The organism is Streptomyces sp. NPDC005303, assembly GCF_040607335.1.
GTDB lineage: Bacteria > Actinomycetota > Actinomycetes > Streptomycetales > Streptomycetaceae > Streptomyces.
This window is the reverse complement of the sequence record NZ_JBEXGM010000001.1, coordinates 544,345-565,651: the sequence shown is the minus strand read 5'-3', so window position 1 is coordinate 565,651 and position 21,307 is coordinate 544,345. Positions and strand designations below refer to the sequence as shown.

Annotated in this window: 20 protein-coding genes; 10 read left to right on the top strand and 10 right to left on the bottom strand. The window is 71.6% G+C overall.

The genetic code is table 11. The annotated features are described in order from the left end of the window. Positions 1-37 precede the first annotated feature (37 nt). Positions 38-382, bottom strand: a complete 345-nt coding sequence (locus ABZT93_RS02680) for a hypothetical protein (protein ID WP_356097753.1) — start codon at positions 380-382, stop codon at positions 38-40. A 130-nt stretch (positions 383-512) separates the two neighbouring features. Here ABZT93_RS02680 and ABZT93_RS02675 point away from each other — a divergent pair, with 130 nt between their 5' ends. After that, positions 513-794, top strand: a complete 282-nt coding sequence (locus tag ABZT93_RS02675; RefSeq protein ID WP_356098450.1) for an LPXTG cell wall anchor domain-containing protein — start codon at positions 513-515, stop codon at positions 792-794. 113 nt (positions 795-907) lie between these two features. Here the strand turns inward: ABZT93_RS02675 and hutH are convergent, their stop codons facing one another. The 3 genes from hutH to ABZT93_RS02660 form a co-directional block, all read right to left on the bottom strand. Next, a complete protein-coding gene (hutH, locus tag ABZT93_RS02670) occupies positions 908-2,446 on the bottom strand; it encodes a histidine ammonia-lyase (RefSeq protein ID WP_356098447.1) in 1,539 nt (512 codons plus the stop codon). 110 nt (positions 2,447-2,556) lie between these two features. Beyond that, positions 2,557-3,705, bottom strand: a complete 1,149-nt coding sequence (locus ABZT93_RS02665) for a GGDEF domain-containing protein (RefSeq protein ID WP_356097750.1) — start codon at positions 3,703-3,705, stop codon at positions 2,557-2,559. A gap of 286 nt (positions 3,706-3,991) precedes the next feature. Beyond that, complete coding sequence (locus ABZT93_RS02660; protein WP_356097748.1) at positions 3,992-4,792, bottom strand: enoyl-CoA hydratase-related protein; 801 nt, start codon at positions 4,790-4,792, stop codon at positions 3,992-3,994. 199 nt (positions 4,793-4,991) lie between these two features. Here ABZT93_RS02660 and ABZT93_RS02655 point away from each other — a divergent pair, with 199 nt between their 5' ends. Then, entirely contained in the window at positions 4,992-5,663 is a 672-nt protein-coding gene (locus tag ABZT93_RS02655; RefSeq protein WP_356097745.1) for a hypothetical protein, read from the top strand. Here the strand turns inward: ABZT93_RS02655 and ABZT93_RS02650 are convergent. Together ABZT93_RS02650 and ABZT93_RS02645 are read right to left on the bottom strand one after the other, a co-directional pair. Then, positions 5,660-6,754 (bottom strand): adenylate/guanylate cyclase domain-containing protein, encoded by a 1,095-nt coding sequence (locus ABZT93_RS02650; RefSeq protein ID WP_356097742.1) that lies wholly within the window; start codon positions 6,752-6,754, stop codon positions 5,660-5,662. The genes ABZT93_RS02655 and ABZT93_RS02650 overlap by 4 nt on opposite strands. 115 nt (positions 6,755-6,869) lie before the next feature. Beyond that, positions 6,870-7,733, bottom strand: coding sequence for a biotin--[acetyl-CoA-carboxylase] ligase (locus ABZT93_RS02645; RefSeq protein ID WP_356097739.1), 864 nt, complete (start codon positions 7,731-7,733; stop codon positions 6,870-6,872). A gap of 111 nt (positions 7,734-7,844) precedes the next feature. Between ABZT93_RS02645 and ABZT93_RS02640 the strand changes: the two genes are divergently transcribed. Next, positions 7,845-9,437 (top strand): acyl-CoA carboxylase subunit beta, encoded by a 1,593-nt coding sequence (locus ABZT93_RS02640; protein WP_356097738.1) that lies wholly within the window; start codon positions 7,845-7,847, stop codon positions 9,435-9,437. 17 nt (positions 9,438-9,454) lie between these two features. Continuing rightward, positions 9,455-9,664 (top strand): acyl-CoA carboxylase subunit epsilon, encoded by a 210-nt coding sequence (locus ABZT93_RS02635; RefSeq protein ID WP_356097735.1) that lies wholly within the window; start codon positions 9,455-9,457, stop codon positions 9,662-9,664. Here ABZT93_RS02635 and ABZT93_RS02630 read toward each other — a convergent pair. Then, the gene (locus ABZT93_RS02630) at positions 9,661-10,773 is read right to left on the bottom strand and encodes an SGNH/GDSL hydrolase family protein (RefSeq protein ID WP_356097732.1); all 1,113 of its coding nucleotides are present in this window, start codon (positions 10,771-10,773) and stop codon (positions 9,661-9,663) included. The genes ABZT93_RS02635 and ABZT93_RS02630 overlap by 4 nt on opposite strands. 103 nt (positions 10,774-10,876) lie before the next feature. On the opposite strand from ABZT93_RS02630, the gene ABZT93_RS02625 reads away from it, so the two are divergent. Together ABZT93_RS02625 and ABZT93_RS02620 are read left to right on the top strand one after the other, a co-directional pair. Next, positions 10,877-11,005 carry a hypothetical protein gene (locus tag ABZT93_RS02625; RefSeq protein ID WP_356097730.1) on the top strand — a complete coding sequence of 43 codons (129 nt, stop codon included), beginning with the start codon at positions 10,877-10,879 and terminating at the stop codon, positions 11,003-11,005. Positions 11,006-11,023: 18 nt separating this feature from the next. Beyond that, on the top strand, positions 11,024-11,644 hold the full coding sequence (locus tag ABZT93_RS02620) for a nucleoside triphosphate pyrophosphatase (RefSeq protein WP_356097727.1): 621 nt from the start codon (positions 11,024-11,026) through the stop codon (positions 11,642-11,644). Here the strand turns inward: ABZT93_RS02620 and ABZT93_RS02615 are convergent. Continuing rightward, positions 11,613-12,125 (bottom strand): hypothetical protein, encoded by a 513-nt coding sequence (locus ABZT93_RS02615; protein ID WP_356097724.1) that lies wholly within the window; start codon positions 12,123-12,125, stop codon positions 11,613-11,615. The two genes, ABZT93_RS02620 and ABZT93_RS02615, sit on opposite strands and share 32 nt — an antisense overlap. A gap of 364 nt (positions 12,126-12,489) precedes the next feature. On the opposite strand from ABZT93_RS02615, the gene ABZT93_RS02610 reads away from it, so the two are divergent. Then, the gene (locus tag ABZT93_RS02610) at positions 12,490-14,262 is read left to right on the top strand and encodes a biotin carboxylase N-terminal domain-containing protein (protein ID WP_356097721.1); all 1,773 of its coding nucleotides are present in this window, start codon (positions 12,490-12,492) and stop codon (positions 14,260-14,262) included. An 897-nt stretch (positions 14,263-15,159) separates the two neighbouring features. Here ABZT93_RS02610 and ABZT93_RS02605 read toward each other — a convergent pair. Both ABZT93_RS02605 and ABZT93_RS02600 read right to left on the bottom strand, forming a co-directional pair. Beyond that, entirely contained in the window at positions 15,160-16,122 is a 963-nt protein-coding gene (locus ABZT93_RS02605; RefSeq protein WP_356097719.1) for a DeoR/GlpR family DNA-binding transcription regulator, read from the bottom strand. A 166-nt stretch (positions 16,123-16,288) separates the two neighbouring features. Beyond that, entirely contained in the window at positions 16,289-17,737 is a 1,449-nt protein-coding gene (locus tag ABZT93_RS02600) for an NAD(P)H-quinone dehydrogenase (protein ID WP_356097716.1), read from the bottom strand. Positions 17,738-17,833: 96 nt separating this feature from the next. On the opposite strand from ABZT93_RS02600, the gene ABZT93_RS02595 reads away from it, so the two are divergent. From ABZT93_RS02595 to ABZT93_RS02585, 3 genes are all read left to right on the top strand, one after another. Beyond that, positions 17,834-18,271 carry a gamma-glutamylcyclotransferase gene (locus ABZT93_RS02595; protein WP_007384315.1) on the top strand — a complete coding sequence of 146 codons (438 nt, stop codon included), beginning with the start codon at positions 17,834-17,836 and terminating at the stop codon, positions 18,269-18,271. Between the two features lie 113 nt (positions 18,272-18,384). Continuing rightward, the gene (locus ABZT93_RS02590) at positions 18,385-19,209 is read left to right on the top strand and encodes a purine-nucleoside phosphorylase (protein ID WP_356097712.1); all 825 of its coding nucleotides are present in this window, start codon (positions 18,385-18,387) and stop codon (positions 19,207-19,209) included. 340 nt (positions 19,210-19,549) lie between these two features. Next, entirely contained in the window at positions 19,550-21,181 is a 1,632-nt protein-coding gene (locus ABZT93_RS02585) for a phospho-sugar mutase (RefSeq protein WP_356097710.1), read from the top strand. Positions 21,182-21,307: the final 126 nt, after the last annotated feature.

The window sequence follows — 21,307 nt, the reverse complement described above, 5'->3', positions numbered from 1 at the left end:
CGGTTGCCACCCGGGGTCACGATCTTCCCCAGCGCGCTCAGCCGACGACCTCTTCTTCCTCGTCTTCCTCTACATCATCCTCGTCAAGGTCCCAGTCCGGCGAATCCGGGTCGTAGTCGATGTGCTCGCTGCTCCAGGAAGCCTGGGCCAGTTCGACCCCCGACACCTCCCCGACCAGGTCGAACGGGTCCACGAGATACGCGAGGGCCTCCGCAGTGTCTTCCGTCACAGCGCTCTCGGCATGCGCCCGCTCGTCGTCCGGCATGTCCGGATCCTCCGTGATCCGCGCCAGCGCGGCCCGCGTCACGGCCTCCTGGTCGTCGACCTCGACGACGAGTTCCACCCGAAGCCGTACAAAACGTGATGTCTCTTCAGTGCTCATGCCCGGAGCGTAAAGCCCATGCCTCCCGTGACTTTCCCGTGACCCGCGACTTTCACTAACATCGCCCCACACGGCCAATTCGCCAGCACCACAAGGGGATCGATATTCCGTGTCATCCGTTCGTCGTCCGTTGCTGACCGCCACCGCCGCGGGGACCCTGCTGGGTGCCCTGTGGTTCGTCCCGTCCGCCAACGCGACTCAGGAACAGCCGGCGAGAACAGAGCCGTCCGTGCAGGCCACGACGCAGGCGCGGGTCACGACCACGAGCGCGGAGGCGTCCACGGACGCCACCCGGCTCGCCGACACCGGCAGCTTCGACACCACCCCGTACGTCGTCGGCGGCACCCTCTTCCTCACGCTGGGTGCGGGCTTCGTCGTCTATTCGGTACGCCGGGAACGCCTGGGCTTCTGAACGGGCCGAGCGAAGGTCACCAACGCCGGCGCGGGGAAGCGACGCCCGGCCGGCCAAGCTCGAGCAACCGCCGCGGGCCCTGTTCGCCGTACGGCTGAACAGGGCCCCGCCGCTTACAGCAGCGACCCGGTGACGGCCTCAACCGCCGACACCAGCCGCCCCTCCCGCACGAACACGTCCGCCGCGGCGAGGTCCGGCGCCAGGAACCGGTCCGGACCGGGGCCCTCGACACCCGCCTTGCGTACGGCGGTGATGGCGGCCTGCGTCGCCGGCGCCGGACTCAGGCCCTCGCGCAGCTCGACGGCGCGCGAGGCGGCGTACAGCTCGACGGCGAGCACCCGGGCGAGGTTGTCGACGGCGGTACGCAGCTTGCGCGCGGCCGACCACCCCATCGAGACGTGGTCCTCCTGCATCGCGGACGAGGGGATCGAGTCCGCGGACGCGGGCACGGCCAGCCGCTTCAACTCACTGACCAGCGCGGCCTGTGTGTACTGGGCGATCATCAGCCCGGAGTCGACACCGGCGTCGTCGGCGAGGAACGGCGGCAGCCCGTGCGAACGGTTCTTGTCGAGCAGCCGGTCGGTGCGCCGCTCGGCGATCGAGGCGAGGTCGGCGACGGCGATGGCGAGGAAGTCGAGGACGTAGGCGACGGGGGCGCCGTGGAAGTTGCCGTTGGACTCGACGCGCCCGTCGGGCAGGACGACGGGGTTGTCGACAGCGGACGCCAACTCCCTCTCCGCCACCAGCCGTGCGTGGGCCAGGGTGTCCCGCCCGGCCCCGGCGACCTGCGGCGCGCAGCGCACGGAGTAGGCGTCCTGGACCCGGGGCGCGTCGTCCTGGTGGTGCCCGGTGAGCTCCGAACCCCGCAGCACGGCCAGCATGTTGGCGGCGGACGCCCCCTGCCCCGGATGCGGCCGGATGGCGTGCAGCTCGGGCGCGAGCACCTTGTCGGTACCGAGCAGGGCCTCCAGCGACAGGGCGGCGGTGATGTCGGCGGACTTGTAGAGCATGTCCAGGTCGGCGAGCGCCATGACCAGCATGCCGAGCATGCCGTCGGTGCCGTTGAGAAGGGCGAGCCCTTCCTTCTCCCGCAGTTCGACGGGGGCGATCCCGTGCTCGGCGAGCAGCTCACCGGCGGGCCGCACGGTCCCGTCCGGTCCCTCGGCGTCCCCCTCCCCCATGAGCGTGAGGGCACAGTGGGACAGCGGCGCGAGGTCCCCGGAGCAGCCGAGCGACCCGTACTCGTGGACGACCGGGGTGATCCCGGCGTTGAGTACATCGGCCATGGTCTGCGCGACCTCGGGCCGTACTCCCGTGTGTCCCGAGCAGACGGTCTTGAGCCGCAGGAACATCAGCGCCCGTACGACCTCCCGCTCGACTCGCGGCCCCATGCCGGCGGCGTGCGAGCGGACGATGTTGCGCTGCAGCTGGGCCCGGAGCTCCTGGCTGATGTGCCGGGTCGCGAGGGCGCCGAAGCCGGTGCTGACGCCGTAGACGGGCTCGGGCTTGGCCGCGAGGGCGTCCACGATCCCGCGGGCCGCGGCGAGAGCGGCCAGCGCCTCCTCGGAGAGCTCGATACGGGCACCGTCCCGCGCCACGGCAAGGACGTCGGACGCGGTGACCCCGGACGTCCCCACCACCACAGTGTGCATATCCATATTCAGGAGCGTACGCATTGAATTCCGAGATGTCACTAGTGGGTCGGGGTTACGCCCCTTACCGCGACGCCCCTACCCGCGACGCCCCTTACCGGCACCACCTCTCAGGGCTGACGCCCCCGGAACGTCCGCCGCTCGGCCGTCGGCCCGGTAGGAGCCGCGTCGGCCAACCGTACGACCGGATCGTCGGGGCCGCCCCGCCCCGCGACGACGGGCCTGGCGGCACGCTCGGCCTTGGCCCGGTACTGCGCGGCGTCGGCGAGCCGGAAGAGCCGCCGGGCGGACCGCACCGGCCCGATGGGATCCGCGGTGGAGGCGACCCCGCACGCCACCCCTTCCCCCAGCTCCAGCTCACCGGCTCGTCGGCAGAGCTCCTCGGCCGCCCTGACGACATCGTCGGCGGACGGCCCGACGGCGAGCAGACAGAACTCGTCCCCACCGAGCCGAGCGGCCAGGGCACCCGGCAGCATGGCCCCGCACAGCGACAGCACCGACCCGAAACGTTCCAGCAGCCGGTCGCCCACGGCGTGGCCACGGGTGTCGTTGACCCGCTTGAGCCCGTTGAGGTCACACACGACGAGACTGACCACGACGCCGTCCCGCTTGTGCCGGTCGACGGCCTCGTCGAGCCGCGCGTCCACGGCACGGCGATTGGCGAGCCCGGTCAGCGCGTCCGTGAACGCCAGCCGTCTCGCCTCCTCCAGCCGCTCCGCCTGGGCGATTCCGGCGGCGACGACGGCGGCCAGGACGGTGGCGAAGTCGGCGTCCTCCCGCCCGAATACAGGGGCCCCGGTGGGCCGGGCGACATACAGCTCCCCCCAGGCCCGCCCGTTCAGCACGATGGGGGCCACGACACAGCTCCCGCGACCCCTCCTGCGGAGCGCGGCAACGCGCTGATGCACATATCCGGGCGGCCCTCCGGCCGCCGGCCCCTCCGCCGTCTCGACCCACGCGTTGGGCTCACCGCCCCCGGCCCACCGCTCGTGCAGGAACTCGGTGATCTCCGGGAACTGGTGCACGGGGTAGGACTCGTTCTCGGGGAACTCCTCCTCACCGGCGGCCCGGTCCCCCACGTTCACCAGCACCCTGAGCCGTCCGAGCTCCCGCTCCCACACGGACAACGCGGCGAAGCTGCCCCCGAGCGCACGGCACGCCCCGGCGGCGGCGGCCCGCCACGCCTCCCGCGAGCCGTGGGCCGCCGCCATGCCCTGAGCCAACGCGACGACCGCGGCCAGCCGGATGTCCTCACCCATCACTCCAGGTTAGGGAGGATTCGAGTGGGGGCCGGGATGTGGTTGGGCCGTTCGAGAGGCAGGGCGTGCCAGGGGGCGCCGGGCGGGTGCGGGTCCGATGTGGCCGGTCGCGCAGTTCCCCGCGCCCCTAGGGGGTTGCAGTCACCCACGCCAAGACGGACCGCCGACGACGCATCCGCACAGGCCGCCGCAGGCATCCAGGGGCGCGGGGAACCGCGCGACCAGCCCCCACCGGCCCGCAGCCGCTCGACCACCTCAGACACCCGCCCCACCGCCGGAGGCACCGTCACTGCCCAGGCCACCGCGGCGCCCGCCGTTCGTTGAAGGCCGCCACCCCCTCCGCCCGGTCCCCGGAGAACGCCACCGCCCGCCACGCCGCGTCCTCCACCTCGAGCCCGGCCCGCAGATCCAGCCCCTGCCCGAGCCGCAGCGCCCGCTTCGCCGCCCGCAACCCCACGGGTGAGTTCGCGGCGATCCGATCCGCGAGCGCCAAGGCCGACTCCCGGTCCTCCCCGGCCTCCACCAGCTGATCCACGAGCCCCAGCCGCTGCGCCTCCTCCGCCTCCACCCGCCGCGCCGTGAAGATCAGCTCCGCGGCCCGCGCCGCCCCCACCCGCCGCGGCAGCAGCTGCGTCCCCCCACCCCCGGGGATCACCCCCACCGACACCTCCGGCAACCCCACCACGGCCGTACGGTCCGCCACGATCAGGTCGCACGACAGCGCCAGTTCGAACCCCCCGCCCAACGCGAACCCGTGCACCGCGGCGATCGTAGGCACCGGCAACTCCAGCACCCCCGTGTACGCACCCCGGGCCACCGGCCGCTGCCGCAGCAGCTCCGCGTCGCTGAGAGAGTTCCGCTCCTTCAGATCCGCCCCGACACAGAACGCCCGCTCATGCGTGGAGGTCAGCACGACAACCCGTACGCCCTGATCACCCCCCAGTGAGGCGCAGGCGGCGGCGACGGACCGCGCCATCTCCGTGGAGACCGCGTTCATCGCCTTGGGGCGATCGAGGACCAGCTCCGCGACACCCTGCTCCCCATGCCGCCTCACCAGCACGAACTCCCCGAACCGCTCCTCGCCCATGACACCCTCCCGGTTAACGTCGGTTAACAAGAACGCTCCGATCATCGCAGCCCCACCCCCACCGCGAAAGGTTCCCGCCGACCCACCCGACACCCCGTTCGAGTGACATCCCACCCAACTCGCCCCCCACCGCCCAGGACAGCGCATAACGTGCGCCCCGCCATGGCGCACAGGGGGCGCAGGCACCAGGGGAGGAAGCATGACGGCGACGACGATGACGACGACAGGCATGTCGGGGGACGGCGGCACCCGCCTGTTCGCACCGCGCGGCCGCCACCGCAAGCCCCGCCCACGCAAGGTCCTGCTCGCGGCGGGCGGCCTCTTCCTGGCCGCCGGCGCCCTGAGCCTCGTACGGCTGACCCCCGACGCGGGAGTGGGCGGCTTCGGCGCGACGGAACCGGATCCCCAGGCCGCCCCGGGCGCGGACACGGACATCGACACCGGCAACAGCACAGGCACCGGCACGGACCGAGCGACCAACGCCGCCGCGACCGTGGGGTCCGTGGGGTCCGTCCCGCAGGCACCCCCGTCGGCGACCACGGCGATGGGCGGCATCTCCGCGACCCCCACGCCGGGCGCCTCCCCGGCCCGCGCAGGGTCCGCGACCGCCGTACCCCTGCCCCTCGCGGCGGCCCCCACGACGATCCCGGACGCACCGAACACGCGGGCACAGGCACCGGCACCGACGCCGACCGGGGCCACCACGCCCCACGCACCGGCGCCGACCGCCGCCCCGCAACCCACCCGGACCACGCCCCCACCGGCAGCGACACGGGCACCGGCACCGGCCCCCCAGCCCACGCACTCGGCACAGCCCGCGCCCGGCCTGTGCGTGCCGATCGTCGGTCTGTGCGTACGACAGGGGGGCTAGGAGGGGGCCAGGTCCCTGCGGGTCAGCAGCCAGGGCTCGACGACGCCGAGTCCACGTACCGGCCGCTGCCACATGGGCTGGAGCGCGAACCGGTACGTCGGCGGCTCCTCGCCCTCCTTCTCGGCGGCGGCCGCGGCCTCGGCCGCCTCCGCCTCGGAGGCGGGCGCCTCCCCGCTGCGGATCAGCTCCTCCGCGAAGGCGCTGTCGACGAGCACGGCGTCACGGGGAGCTATCGAGGTGAGCCGGGAGGCGAGGTTCACCGTCGTACCGAAGACATCACCCATACGGGTGGTCACCGTGCCGAAGGCGATGCCGACGCGCAGCTCGGGCATGGTCTCGTCGTTCGCCATGGTCTCGATCAACCGCAGCGCGATCTCGGCGGCGACGGCCGCGTCGTCGGCCGCGAACAGGACCTCGTCGCCGAGGGTCTTGATGAGCCGCCCGCCCCGCGCCGCCACGAGATCCGCGGCGGTGGTCTCGAAGGCCTCGACGAGTTCGCCGAGCTCCTCCTCCTCCATACGGCGGGTCAGCCGCGTGAACCCGACGAGGTCGGCGAAGCCGACGCACAGGCGCCGGTCCACCATCTCCTCGTCGTCGGCGGCCTGCACGACCCGCCCCGCCGAGGCCGAGAGCTGGCGGCGCCAGACGTAGACGAGGAACTCCTCCAGCTCCGGAAGGAGCAGCTCGATGATCGGGTACGTCACCTCGGTGCGGGTCATGCCCGGTTCCGGGGGGTCGGTCAGGCCCTCCAGGAAGGAGTCGATCTGCCACTCGGCGAGCCGGGCGGTGGTCTGCCCGGTGGACCGCGCCACCTGCACGGCCATGGCCTCGCTCAACAGCCCCGCCTCGACGAGACCGGCGAGCCGGCGCAACGCGAGGACGTCCGCCTCGGTGAACGCCTTGGCCTGGCCGACGTCGGCGAAGCCCATCGCCCGCCAGAAGCGGGTGGCCAGCTCCATGGAGACGCCGGCGGTACGGGCCGCTTGAAAGGGGGTGTAGCGCCGCTCGGCGCCGAGGATGAGCTGTTCGAGACGCACGGCGAGCGGGTGCGGGGTCGCGTCCGCGCCGGAGCCCGTGTCGTCTGCGGTCACGCCTGCTGCCCTTCCGATCTGTCACGGTCAGGTATCGACCGGCCTCAACTGTACGGCAGGTGTGCGACAGCTCACTCCCGCGGGCGTCGACAAGGGTGCCGACGGGGGTGTCGGCCTACGCCGGTCTCAAGTGCACGATGTCTCCCGCTCCCACCGGTTCCTGTACGCCCTCCTCCGTCGCGATCACCAGGCGGCCGTCGCCGTCCACCGCCACCGCCTCCCCCACCAGTGAGCGGTCACCGGGCAACTCCGCCCGCACCTCTCTCCCCAGCGTCGCGCACCCCGCCGCGTACGTCTCCTGGAGTCCGCTCACCGTCGGGTCGCCCGCCGCCGCGCGCCACCGCTCGTACCACTCCTCCAGGGAGCGCAGGACAGCCCGCAGCAGGGGGTCCCGGTCCGTGCTCACCGCTCCGGCCAGCGCCAGCGAACCCGCGGTCGGCACCGGCAGCTCGTCCTCCCGGAGGGTGACGTTGATGCCGACACCCACGACGACGCCGCCCTCGCCCGCGCGCTCGGCGAGGATCCCGCCCGCCTTGCGTTCCTCGCCGCCGACGGTCACCAGCAGGTCGTTGGGCCACTTCAGGGCCGTGTCCACACCGGCCGCCCGCGACAGCCCCGTCGCCACCGCGACCCCCGTCAGCAGCGGCAGCCAGCCCCAGCGGGCCACCGGGACGTCCCCCGGGGTCAGCAGGACGGAGAAGAACAGGCCCGAGCGCGGCGGCGCGGTCCACTGGCGGTCCAGGCGGCCCCGCCCGGCGCTCTGCTCCTCGGCGACGAGGACCGCGCCCTCGGCCGCCTTGCCCGCGGCGGCGCGGGCGACCAGGTCGGAGTTGGTGGAGCCGGTCGCGGCCACCACCTCGATCCCGGACCACAGCCCGCCCTCGCGCACCAGCCCGCGGCGCAGCGCGGCGGCGTTGAGGGGCGGCCGGTCGAGGTCCGACCAACGGCTGTCGTCTCCTGAAACATCTCGCGGAGTCATGCAAGCCACCCTAGGTGTGTGAAACGCCGCACTGCTGATTCGTAGGGGCACCACTACTCTACGGATGAGTAACCGTCCCCCCTTTTGAGCAGGCAGGGAGCCGCGAGACCGATGTCCGAGCCGGAAGAGATCGACATCCACACCACCGCGGGCAAGCTCGCGGATCTCCAGCGTCGTATTGACGAGGCGACGCACGCCGGCTCCGCACGTGCCGTCGAGAAGCAACACGCCAAGGGCAAACTGACGGCCCGTGAGCGCATCGAACTCCTCCTCGACGAGGGCTCCTTCGTCGAGCTGGACGAGTTCGCCCGGCACCGCTCCACCAACTTCGGCCTGGAGAACAACCGGCCGTACGGCGACGGAGTCGTCACCGGGTACGGCACCGTCGACGGCCGCCCCGTCGCCGTGTTCTCCCAGGACTTCACCGTCTTCGGCGGTGCGCTGGGCGAGGTGTACGGCCAGAAGATCGTCAAGGTGATGGACTTCGCGCTGAAGACCGGCTGCCCGGTCATCGGCATCAACGACTCCGGCGGCGCCCGCATCCAGGAGGGAGTGGCCTCCCTCGGCGCCTACGGCGAGATCTTCCGCCGCAACACCCACGCGAGCGGTGTCATCCCGCAGATCAGCCTGGTCGTCGGTCCCTGCGCGGGCGGAGCCGTGTACTCCCCGGCGATCACCGACTTCACGGTCATGGTCGACCAGACCTCGCACATGTTCATCACCGGCCCGGACGTCATCAAGACGGTCACCGGCGAGGACGTGGGCTTCGAGGAGCTGGGCGGCGCCCGCACCCACAACTCGGTGTCCGGCGTGGCCCACCACATGGCCGGGGACGAGAAGGACGCCGTCGAGTACGTCAAGCAGTTGCTGTCGTACCTGCCGTCCAACAACCTGTCCGAGCCGCCGGTCTACCCGGAGGAGGCGGACCTAGGGGTCACCGACGAGGACCGCGAGCTGGACACGCTCGTCCCGGACAGCGCGAACCAGCCGTACGACATGCACACGGTGATCGAGCACATCCTGGACGACGCCGAGTTCTTCGAGACGCAGCCGCTGTACGCGCCGAACATCCTCACCGGGTACGGCCGTGTCGAGGGTCACCCGGTCGGCATCGTCGCCAACCAGCCGATGCAGTTCGCCGGCTGCCTCGACATCACCGCGTCCGAGAAGGCGGCGCGCTTCGTCCGCACCTGCGACGCCTTCAACATCCCGGTGATCACCTTCGTGGACGTCCCCGGCTTCCTCCCGGGCGTCGACCAGGAGCACGACGGCATCATCCGCCGCGGTGCCAAGCTGATCTACGCCTACGCGGAAGCGACCGTCCCCCTCATCACGGTGATCACCCGCAAGGCCTTCGGCGGCGCCTACGACGTCATGGGCTCCAAGCACCTCGGCGCGGACATCAACCTCGCCTGGCCCACCGCCCAGATCGCCGTGATGGGCGCCCAGGGCGCGGTCAACATCCTGCACCGCCGCACGATCGCGGAGGCGGAGGCCGCCGGAGAGCTGGAGGCGACCCGCGCCCGTCTGATCCGGGAGTACGAGGACGCCCTCCTCAACCCCTACATCGCGGCCGAGCGCGGCTACATCGACTCCGTGATCATGCCGTCGGACACCCGCCGCCATGTGGTCAGGGGCCTGCGCCAGCTGCGCACCAAGCGTGAGTCCCTGCCTCCGAAGAAGCACGGCAACATCCCCCTCTAGCCCTGCCGGGAGCCGTCATGAACATCAAGGTCGTACGGGGAAACCCCACCCCGGAGGAGCTCGCCGCCGCCCTGGCGGTGGTCCGGGCCCGCGCCGCGGCGGCGACGGACCCGCCGTCGGGCGCGGAGGAGACCCGGGCCGCGTGGTCGGATCCGTCCCGTATCGCGGGGCGCCGCCTGCCGCAGCCGGGGCCCACGGCATGGACGCGCACCTACTGGCCGTCCTAGAGGACGGCTGACAGCGCTCGGGCCATCACCTCGTACCCGAGATCGTTCGGGTGCAGGTGATCGCCGAAGTCGTACGACGGGCACAGCCGGTCCGGGTCTCCCGGATCGGCCGGCTCCCGCGCGAGGTCGACCACCGCGTCGTACTCGCCGGAGCAGCGCACCCACTCGTTGACCTCGTGTGCGACCTTCGCCGCGTGCTCACCCCAGTGGTCCGAGCCGCCGAACGGCAGCAGGGTGCACCCGATCACCCGCAGCCCCCGCGCCTGCCGTATCAACTCACGATGTCCGGCGATGAGTTCGGCTGCCTCCACCACCGGCGCGGGCCGGTACGTCGGCTGCTCGTCGGTCTCGCTGAACCCGATGTCGTTGAGCCCCAGCAGCACGACGACCGTGTCCACCCCGGCAAGCCCCAGCACATCCCGCCGGAACCGCGCGAGCCCCTTCTCCCCGTACCACGCGGAGTCGTTGAGCAGCAGGTTCCCGCCGATCCCGGCGTTGAGCACCGGCCGCCCGGTGAGCCGGGCCAGCGCGTCCGACCACCGCCGGTCCGCCCCCACCGTCGACCCGAACCCGTCGGTTATGGAGTCCCCGAACAGCGCGACACCGTCCGTGCGCCCGGAGTCCGTCTCGACGGCAGCCAGGAAGTACCAGCACTCGCTGACCGCGTCGAAGCCCCCTCCGTCGACATCACCCAGCAGGTCGCCCTGCCCCCGGTAGCCGGCCGTGAAGGCCTGCGCGTGGAAGGTCGCGGGCCCGGTCGCCGCGTCGAAGTACAGGGTGACCGTCACCGACTCCCCCGCCGCCACGGCGAGTTCGACCGGCTCGCTCACCAGCGAACCCCGGGCGGGAATCTCGTCCGCGAGCGTGAGCCTTCGCAGCGAGCCCGGTTCGACGGCGGCTCCCACGGCCGTACGACCGACCGTGGCGCCCGCGAGCCGGACCGGGGAGGTGCCGTACGCGTGGGACAGCCGGATCCGCACCCGCTTCCCTCCCGCCGACAGCCGGACGACCTGGCGCACGGACTGCCGCCAGAAGCCCTCGCGAGACCAATTGGGGGTGAAGCCTTCGGCGGGGAGCTGAGGCGAGGCGGACCAGGCGGTGGTGAACACACATACCCCTCTCACGGACCACTAATGGAACCACAGTACCGTTTGGAGAAGTTGAGTACGCGTACTCAGGCGCCTTCCACGAAATCGCCGCACGCTGGAAACCATGCTGTGGTCCGACCCTGAGAACGAACCGCCGAAGGAACTGCGCGACATGCAGGTCATGCTTCGGCGACTGAGCATCTTTCTGGCACTGGCCATGGTGCTCGCGATGATCGTGATCGGGTTGCGCTGATCGGACTACGCTGACCGCATGACCGTTCAGCCGCGCCGCCGACTCGTGCTCGCCTCCCAGTCCCCCGCCCGGCTGGGCCTGCTGCGGCAGGCCGGCCTCACCCCCGAGGTGCTCGTGAGCGGGGTCGACGAGGACGCCGTCACCGCCCCCACCCCCGCCGAACTGGCGCTCGCCCTGGCCGAGGCGAAGGCCTCCGTGGTGGCCGCGAAGCCCGAGGTCAAGGGTGCGCTGGTGATCGGCTGCGACTCGGTGCTCGACCTGGACGGCGAGGCCCTGGGCAAGCCGGCCGACGCCGAGGAGGCGACGGCCCGCTGGAAGGCCATGCGCGGACGCGCGGGCACCCTGCAGACCGGCCACTGCGTCTACGACACCACGAGCGGCCGGTATGTGTCGGCGGTCGCCTCCACCGTCGTCCGCTTCGGCGAGCCGACCGACGCCGAGATCGCCGCGTACGTCGCCTCCGGCGAACCCCTCTATGTCGCGGGCGCGTTCACCCTGGACGGCCGTTCGGCCCCGTTCATCGAGGGCATCGACGGCGACCACGGCAACGTGATCGGCCTCAGCCTGCCGCTGCTGCGCCGGCTGCTGGCCGACCTGGGCGTCGGCATCACGGAGTTGTGGGCGCCGGCGGTGACGTGAGCGGCGCGCCACCGGCCTCCCGGGGGCCCTCCGGCTCCTCGGGGCCACCCGGGCCCGGTGTGTCGTGCGGCTCCGGCGCGACCGGCCCTCGCCGTTCGTCGTAGGTCACCAGCACGAGCACGATCAGCCCGAGCATCACGGCCATGAAGAAGGACTGGGGCAAGCCGATCAGCGCCCAGGCGACCGCGCTCAGCAGGCCGTGCACCACCGCGGCGCTGATCAGCAGGATCCGTCCGAGCCCGGCGGGCTGCCGGTCGCGCACCGCCACCAGCAGCGCGACCAGCGCGCACAGCGCGAAGTAGAGGCCGAAGACGACTCCGCCGATCTTCGAGGACATCGACATCGCATCCGGGTCCAGACCGGCCAGCGACATGTTCTGCGCGTCGACGAGATCGCCCATGATCCAGTTCAGCATCGCCACGCCGAGAGCCTCGACGAAGAGGACGACCGCCACGACCCACGCCACCGGTCTGCGTATCACCGGTCCCCACCCACTTTCGAGCCGTGCTCCTGGCACCCGACGTACGTTCAAATACAGCGCGAACGCTACTAACGGGTAAACCAGGGGACAAGGGTTCGGCCGTGGGCAAAGAATCATTGGGCCATTCGTAGGGACTCCACAAAGAATCGGAGTGGTCCGCAGCACGCCCTCACAGAGACCTTGACCACAGAGGAGGGCTAGGGTTTCCGGGAGGAGTCCTGCGTAACGAGGTGCGACAAGGGATTTCGCGGGTCGTGCTGGCTCGCATCACGCTCCGTGTGGGGAAGGTCACCACAGGGGACGGGTCGAAGAGACGTGTCGGCAGTCCCTAAACTCGGCTTGTTTCAAGGAGGGAGCCTCAATCGTGCGCAAGGTGCTCATCGCCAACCGTGGCGAAATCGCTGTCCGCGTTGCCCGGGCCTGCCGGGATGCCGGTATCGCGAGCGTGGCCGTGTACGCCGACCCGGACCGGGACGCTCTGCATGTCCGCGCCGCGGATGAGGCGTTCGCTCTGGGCGGTGACACCCCGGCCACCAGTTACCTGGACATCGGCAAGGTGCTGGGCGCCGCGCGGGAGTCGGGCGCGGACGCCGTCCATCCCGGTTACGGGTTCCTGTCGGAGAACGCCGAGTTCGCCCAGGCGGTCCTGGACGCGGGCCTGATCTGGATCGGCCCGCCCCCGCAGGCCATCCGCGACCTGGGGGACAAGGTCGCGGCCCGGCACATCGCGCAGCGGGCCGGTGCCCCGCTGGTGGCCGGCACCCCGGACCCGGTCTCCGGCGCCGACGAGGTCGTGGCCTTCGCCCAGGAGCACGGTCTGCCGATCGCCATCAAGGCCGCCTTCGGCGGCGGCGGGCGCGGCCTGAAGGTCGCCCGCACCCTGGAAGAGGTCCCCGAGCTGTACGACTCGGCGGTGCGCGAGGCGGTGGCCGCGTTCGGCCGCGGCGAGTGCTTCGTCGAGCGCTACCTGGACCGTCCCCGGCATGTGGAGACCCAGTGCCTGGCCGACACCCACGGCAACGTCGTCGTGGTCTCCACCCGTGACTGCTCCCTCCAGCGCCGCCACCAGAAGCTGGTCGAGGAAGCCCCCGCGCCGTTCCTGTCCGACGAGCAGGTCGCCGAGCTGTACCGCGCCTCCAAGGCGATCCTGAAGGAGGCCGGCTACGTCGGCGCCGGCACGGTGGAGTTCCTGGTCGGCCAGGACGGCACGATCTCCTTCCTGGAGGTCAACACCCGCCTGCAGGTCGAGCACCCGGTCACCGAGGAGGTCGCCGGCATCGACCTGGTGCGCGAGATGTTCCGCATCGCCGACGGCGAGGAACTGGGCTACGGCGATCCCGCACTGCGCGGCCACTCCTTCGAGTTCCGCATCAACGGCGAGGACCCGGGCCGGGGCTTCCTGCCCGCCCCCGGCACCGTCACCCGCTTCCAGGCACCCTCCGGCCCCGGCGTGCGTCTGGACGCGGGCGTGGAGTCCGGCAGCGTGATCGGGCCGGCCTGGGACTCCCTGCTGGCCAAGCTGATCGTCACCGGCGCCACCCGCGAACAGGCCCTGCAGCGTGCCGCCCGCGCCCTGGCCGAGTTCCAGGTCGAGGGCATGGCCACCGCCATCCCCTTCCACCGCAAGGTGGTCACCGACCCCGCCTTCGCCCCGGAACTGACCGGCTCCGGCGACCCGTTCACGGTCCACACCCGCTGGATCGAGACCGAGTTCGTCAACGACATCAAGCCCTTCACCGCCCCGACCGACACCGACGCCGAGGACGACGCGGACCGCGAGACGATCGTCGTCGAGGTCGGCGGCAAACGCCTGGAGGTCTCCCTGCCCTCCTCGCTGGGTATGTCGCTGGCCCGCACCGGCCTCGCCGCCGGTGCCAAGCCCAAACGCCGCGCCGCCAAGAAGTCCGGCCCCGCGGCCTCCGGCGACACCCTCGCCTCCCCCATGCAGGGCACCATCGTCAAGATCGCCGTCGAGGAAGGCCAGGAAGTCAAGGAAGGCGACCTGATCGTCGTCCTCGAAGCCATGAAGATGGAACAGCCCCTCAACGCCCACAAGACCGGCACCGTCAAGGGCCTCGCCGCCCAGATCGGCGCCTCCATCACCTCCGGCGCCGCGATCTGCGAGATCAAGGACTGAACCGCACGAGGTGCCCCGCTGACCGGAACAGCCGGTCCGCGGGGCGCCTCGCTTTCGTACCGCGGCGGTAAGAGGGCGGGACGTGACGGAGTAGGGCGCGGTCAGGTGCTGGGCGGGTTTCACAGCATCGGCAGCCAGGGGCCCACACGGCAGTGGGCAAGGTCCCGACGAAGCTGAGGATTGAGCCGTTCACGCAGCACCCTTGAGCGGCGCCACGCGGACCAGACCCGACAGGCACAGCACCGTCAGCCATAGGGACGGTTCCGTGGCCCTGGGTTCGTGGCGACGCCCCGAACGATCTCCTCACCGGCTACGACCGGAGGGTCCTGCGGCGATCGACCGCACGACAGCCCACCTCGCGGACAGCCCACAGCCGGCAGACCCGCGCATCCTGCGACAGCGCTGGAGCGCCTGGTCATCCAGTAGCCGGTGGGCTTCGTAGCAGCTCGGCCGCGGTGATGACGGCGGCGGTTCCGCGGCCCCCGGCCGGAACATCCACACCAACTCGACCGACTCCGGCCGACGCGTTCCCGCACCTCAACCGGCCGCACCTCGACCGGCCCGGAGGACAGCCCCACCCGCTCAACCGGCCGCACCTCTACCGACCCGGCTGGAGCAACCCCGCACCTCAACCAACCCGGCCGGAGCAGTCCCACCCACCCGACCGGCCTCACCCCCACCAACGCGACCGGAGCAACCCCGCCCCTCAACAACGCGGCCCCTCAACACCCGGCCGGAGCAACCCCGTACCGCACACTCGCACCGCCTGAAGCCGCCCTGGCCCAAGCAGTGCCGCACCTCCGAGCAGCCCGGCTGAAGCAGTCCCGCACCCCCGCGCGGCCCCGCCTCCCCGCCCTGTCCCGCAAGTCCCCGAGGACCTCGCCCCGTCGAGGGACCTCAGCGGCGACGCAGGTCCGCCACCCGGGCCCGCTCCGTCCCCGGAGTCGGCTCGCCCAGGGCCGTGGCCGTTCGGAGAGAAGGGCCCGCCGACGGGACCTGACCGCGGCGGGGGCCCGGCACGGGCACGTCCCGGCGCTGTTGCTGCCGCGCCGGGACCTGATCACCCCCCGGTGCTCCCGACGCGCCGGCCACGGCGATCTGCACCCCCTGGTCGGCGAGCGCCTGGAGTTCCGTGGCGGCCCGGTCGTCGTGGGCCGGAGGCTCGTCGGTGACGAGGCGGGTGATGAGGTCCGTCGGCACGGTCTGGAACATCGTGTCGGTGCCGAGCTTGGTGTGGTCTGCGAGGACCACGACCTCCGCGGCGGCCTGCACCAGCGCCCGGTCCACGGACGCCGACAGCATGTTGGACGTGGAGAGGCCGCGCTCGGCGGTGAGGCCGCTCCCGGAGAGGAAGGCCCGCGAGACCCTGAGCCCCTGGAGCGACTGTTCCGCCCCCGAACCCACCAGGGCGTAGTTGGAACCGCGCAGGGTGCCGCCGGTCATCACGACCTCCACCCGGTTGGCATGGGCGAGCGCCTGGGCCACCAGCAGTGAATTGGTCACGACGGTCAGCCCGGGAACCCGGGCGAGACGGCGCGCCAGCTCCTGTGTCGTGGTGCCCGCCCCCACCACAATGGCCTCGCCTTCTTCGACGAGACCCGCGGCGAGATCGGCGATGGCCGTCTTCTCGGCGGTCGCGAGATGTGATTTCTGCGGAAAGCCGGACTCCCGCGTGAACCCGCCCGGCAATACCGCACCGCCATGTCGGCGGTCGAGGAGTCCTTCTGCCTCCAGTGCGCGCACGTCCCGCCGTACGGTCACTTCGGAGGTCTGGACGACGCGGGCGAGCTCACGGAGCGACACGGCCCCATTGGCTCGCACCATTTCGAGGATCAATTGGCGACGTTCTGCAGCGAACACGAAACTGACAGTAACGCCAACGACCGTCTGCTTTCAGCTGTTTGCGCCGAATAGCAGAAGATGTTCGCAGGGCAGGGCAGGAAGTGGTATAGGGCCTAATCGCCCCGCCTATGCCGCGCGAATGGTCGGCAACTCCCTGTGACCAGGCAGGAATCGCTTTCGGCCGTCAGGCCCCGCCGGTCTCCTTGCGTGTGTGCAACTGCCGTGCCACCTCGGCGATCGAGCCCGAAAGTGAGGGGTAAACGGTGAACGCGTTCGCGATCTGTTCGACCGTCAGATTGTTGTCGACCGCGATCGAGATGGGATGGATCAGTTCCGAGGCGCGGGGCGCGACGACGACACCGCCGACGACGATCCCGGTGCCCGGCCGGCAGAAGATCTTGACGAAGCCGTCGCGGATGCCCTGCATCTTGGCGCGCGGGTTGCGCAGCAGCGGGAGCTTCACGACCCGGGCGTCGATCTTCCCGCCGTCCACGTCCGACTGCGAGTACCCGACGGTGGCGATCTCGGGGTCGGTGAAGACGTTCGACGAGACCGTCTTCAGGTTCAGCGGGGCCACCGCGTCGCCGAGGAAGTGGTACATGGCGATACGCCCCTGCATGGCGGCCACGGAGGCCAGCGCGAAGACGCCCGTCACGTCACCGGCGGCATACACACCGGGAGCCGTGGTCCTGGAGACCTTGTCGGTCCAGATGTGCCCGGACTCGCGCAGCTTGACGCCCGCCTCCTCCAGGCCCATCCCGGCGCTGTTCGGAATGGCACCCACGGCCATCAGACAGTGCGACCCGGTGATGACCCGCCCGTCCGCCAGCGTGACCTCGACCCGGTCCCCGACCCGCTTGGCGGACTGGGCACGGGAGCGCGCCATGACGTTCATGCCGCGGCGACGGAACACGTCCTCCAGCACGGCGGCGGCATCCGGGTCCTCACCCGGCAGCACGCGGTCACGGGACGACACCAGCGTCACCTTGGAGCCGAGCGCCTGGTAGGCACCGGCGAACTCGGCGCCGGTGACACCGGACCCGACCACGATCAGCTCATCCGGCAGTTCGGTGAGGTCGTAGACCTGGGTCCAGTTGAGGATGCGCTCACCGTCGGGCTGGGCGTCGGGAAGCTCACGAGGATGACCGCCCGTGGCGATCAGCACGGCGTCCGCGACGAGCGTCTCCTCGCTCCCGTCGACGGCCCGCACCACGACCTTGCGCGACCCGTCGAGGGCCTGCATGCCCTCGAGACGACCGCGCCCGCGCAGCACCCGGGCACCGGCCCGCGTCACGGAGGCCGTGATGTCGTGCGACTGGGCGAGGGCGAGCCGCTTCACACGCCGGTTGACCTTCCCCAGGTCGACGCCCACCACCCGCGCCGCCTGCTCCAGCGGCGGGGTGTCGTCGGCGACGATGATGCCGAGCTCTTCGTACGACGAATCGAAGGTCGTCATGACCTCGGCCGTAGCGATAAGGGTCTTCGACGGCACGCAGTCGGTCAGCACCGACGCTCCGCCCAGACCGTCGCAGTCGACGACGGTCACCTCCGCGCCGAGCTGGGCGGCCACCAGGGCCGCCTCGTATCCGCCGGGTCCGCCACCGATGATCACGATCCGAGTCACGTACTCCATTGTCCCGCACGACCGGGGGTGCCACGGCCCTGGGGGCTCCCCGAGACGCCACTGTTACGGGAGAGACACCGGGGAAGGCTGCCGTACCCTCGACCCATGTCGCTCTACGCCGCTTACGCCGGCAACCTCGACGCGCGGCTGATGACCCGCCGCGCCCCGCACTCGCCGATGCGCGCCACGGGGTGGCTGAACGGATGGCGGCTGACCTTCGGGGGCGAGCACATGGGCTGGGAGGGCGCCCTCGCGACGATCGTCGAGGACCCTCTGTCCCAGGTGTTCGTGGCGCTCTACGAGATCGCCCCCGCCGACGACGAGTCGATGGACCGCTGGGAAGGCGTCGGCCTGGACATCTACCGCCGCACGCGCATGCGTGTCCACACCCTGGAGGGTGAGGAACACGCCTGGACGTACGTCCTGAACGGCTACGAGGGCGGTCTGCCCTCCGCCCGCTACCTGGGGGAGATCGCGGACGCGGCGGAGTCCGCGGGCGCGCCCCACGACTACGTCATGGAACTCCGCAAGCGCCCCTGCTGAGCTGGACACGTCACCCGGGTCACCCGGTTGGTTGGAAACGACAAGACAACGATCGCCATCCCGTCAGCTCTGTCATCTACGCGCGTAGGCCCGGACCGGCTACCCTCATGCGCGTGAACGCATCTCTTCTTCCGGACGACATCCAGGGCGACCCGCACGCCGCCGCCGACGCCGCCGCCGCGCGCCTGCGCGAACTGACCGGCGCCGAGACCCACGACGTCGCCCTCGTGATGGGCTCCGGCTGGGCACCGGCGGTGGACGCCCTCGGTGCCCCCGACGCCGAGTTCCAGGTCACCGAGCTGCCCGGTTTCCCGCCCCCGGCGGTGGAGGGACACGGCGGCAAGATCCGCTCGTACAGGATCGGTGAGAAGCGTGCCCTGGTCTTCCTCGGCCGCACCCACTACTACGAGGGCCGGGGCGTCGCGTCCGTGGCCCACGGCGTGCGCACCGCGGTCGCGGCGGGCTGCAAGACGATCGTCCTGACCAACGGCTGCGGCGGCCTGCGTGAGGGCATGCGCCCCGGCCAGCCGGTCCTGATCAGCGACCACATCAACCTCACGGCGACGTCCCCGATCATCGGCGCGAACTTCGTCGACCTGACCGACCTCTACTCCCCCCGTCTGCGCGCCCTGTGCAAGGAGATCGACCCCAGCCTCGAGGAGGGCGTCTACGCCCAGTTCCCCGGCCCGCACTACGAGACCCCGGCCGAGATCCGCATGGCCCGCGTGATCGGCGCGGACCTGGTGGGCATGTCGACGGTCCTCGAAGCGATCGCCGCGCGCGAGGCGGGGGCGGAGGTCCTGGGTATCTCGCTGGTGACGAACCTCGCCGCGGGGATGACGGGTGAGCCGTTGAACCACGAGGAGGTTCTGCAGGCGGGCCGTGACAGCGCGACTCGAATGGGGTCACTGCTGGCGCAGGTCCTCGGCCGCATCTGAGAGACCGGTCGCGCAGTTCCCCGCACCCCTGGGGAGTGGCAGTGAGCGCCCGCCACGACAACCCGTTGGCCGCGTACGGCGCGCAGGGGACGGGGTGGGGGGTGTCCGCCCGCAGCGGCCGGCGTCCGTTACCGAGCCCCTGCTCCAGGGACCGAGCCGCCGGACCGAGGACGGATACCCTCCACCCCGGCCCCGACCCACCCCCGAACCGAACGCGCTGCACAAGCCCCCACCGGGGCGGCAGCTGCGCCGCAGGCTTTTCAGGGGCGCGGGGAACTGCGCACAACGCCCGCCCCCACCGGACCCGCAGACGACCGACAACCGAGAGGCTGACCGAACCGTGCGAGACGATCTCATCGCCCGGGCCGAAACCTGGCTCGCCGAGGACCCCGACCCGGACACCCGCGACGAGCTCGCCGGGCTCATCGAGGCCGGAGACGTCACCGAACTCACCGCCCGCTTCAGCGGCACCCTCCAGTTCGGCACCGCCGGCCTCCGCGGCGAACTCGGCGCGGGGCCGATGCGCATGAACCGCGCGGTCGTGATCCGGGCCGCCGCCGGTCTCGCGGCGTACCTCAAGAAGCACGGCAGCACGGACGGTCTCGTGGTCATCGGCTACGACGCCCGCCACAAGTCCGAGGACTTCGCGCGCGACACCGCCGCCGTGATGACGGGCGCGGGCCTCAGGGCGGCGGTCCTGCCCCGCCCCCTCCCCACCCCCGTCCTCGCGTACGCGATAAGGCACCTCGGCGCGGTGGCCGGCGTGGAGGTCACGGCCAGCCACAACCCGCCCCGCGACAACGGCTACAAGGTCTACCTCGGCGACGGCTCCCAGATCGTCCCGCCCGCCGACGCGGAGATCGCCGCCGAGATCCACGCCATCCGCTCCCTCGACGACGTCCCGCGCCCCGACACCGGCTGGGAGACCCTCGACGACAGCGTCCTGGACGCCTACCTCGCGCGCACGGACGCCGTACTCGCCGCCGGCTCCCCCCGCACGGCCCGCACCGTCTACACGGCGATGCACGGCGTGGGCAAGGACACCCTCCTCGCCGCCTTCGCCCGCGCCGGCTTCCCCGCCCCGGAACTCGTCGCCGAACAGGCCGACCCGGACCCCGACTTCCCGACCGTCGCCTTCCCCAACCCGGAGGAGCCCGGCGCGATGGACCTGGCCTTCGCGAAGGCCAGGGAGACGGACCCGGACCTGATCATCGCGAACGACCCCGACGCGGACCGCTGTGCGGTGGCGGTCAAGGAGGACGGCGCCTGGCGCATGCTCAGGGGCGACGAGGTGGGCGCACTCCTCGCCGCCCACCTGGTGGCCCGGGGAGCTCAGGGCACCTTCGCCGAGTCGATCGTCTCCTCCTCCCTCCTCGGCAGGATCGCCGAGAAGGCGGGCCTCCCCTACGAGGAGACCCTCACCGGCTTCAAGTGGATCGCCCGCGTGGAGGGCCTGCGCTACGGCTACGAGGAGGCCCTCGGCTACTGCGTGGACCCCGAGGGCGTACGGGACAAGGACGGCATCACCGCGGCCCTTCTCATCACGGAGCTCGCCTCCGAGCTGAAGGAACACAACCGCTCGCTCCCCGACCTCCTCGACGACCTCGCCGTGACCCACGGCCTGCACGCCACGGACCAGCTCGCGGTCCGCGTGGAGGACCTGTCGGTCATCGCCCGGGCGATGAAGCGGCTCCGCGAGCAGCCGCCGACCCAGCTCGCGGGCCTGGCCATCACGAAGGCCGAGGACCTCACCCTCGGCACGGACAGGCTCCCGCCCACCGACGGCCTGCGCTACACGCTGGACGGCGCCCGGGTCATCGTCCGCCCGAGCGGCACCGAGCCCAAGCTGAAGTGCTACCTGGAAGTGGTCGTCCCGGTCGCCACCCACGCCGACCTCCCGGCGGCCCGCACCGAGGCGACCCACCTCCTGACCACCATCAAGCGAGACCTGTCGGAGGCGGCCGGCATCTGACCCCGCCGCCGACGGCCCCCGAGCCGAGCCAGTAGGGGCTCCGACAGAGAGCCGAGGGGCGGCCCCCGTCCGGGCCGCCCCTCTCCCGTCCGCGACACCCCTCCCCCGCACCTGACCCGGGCCACC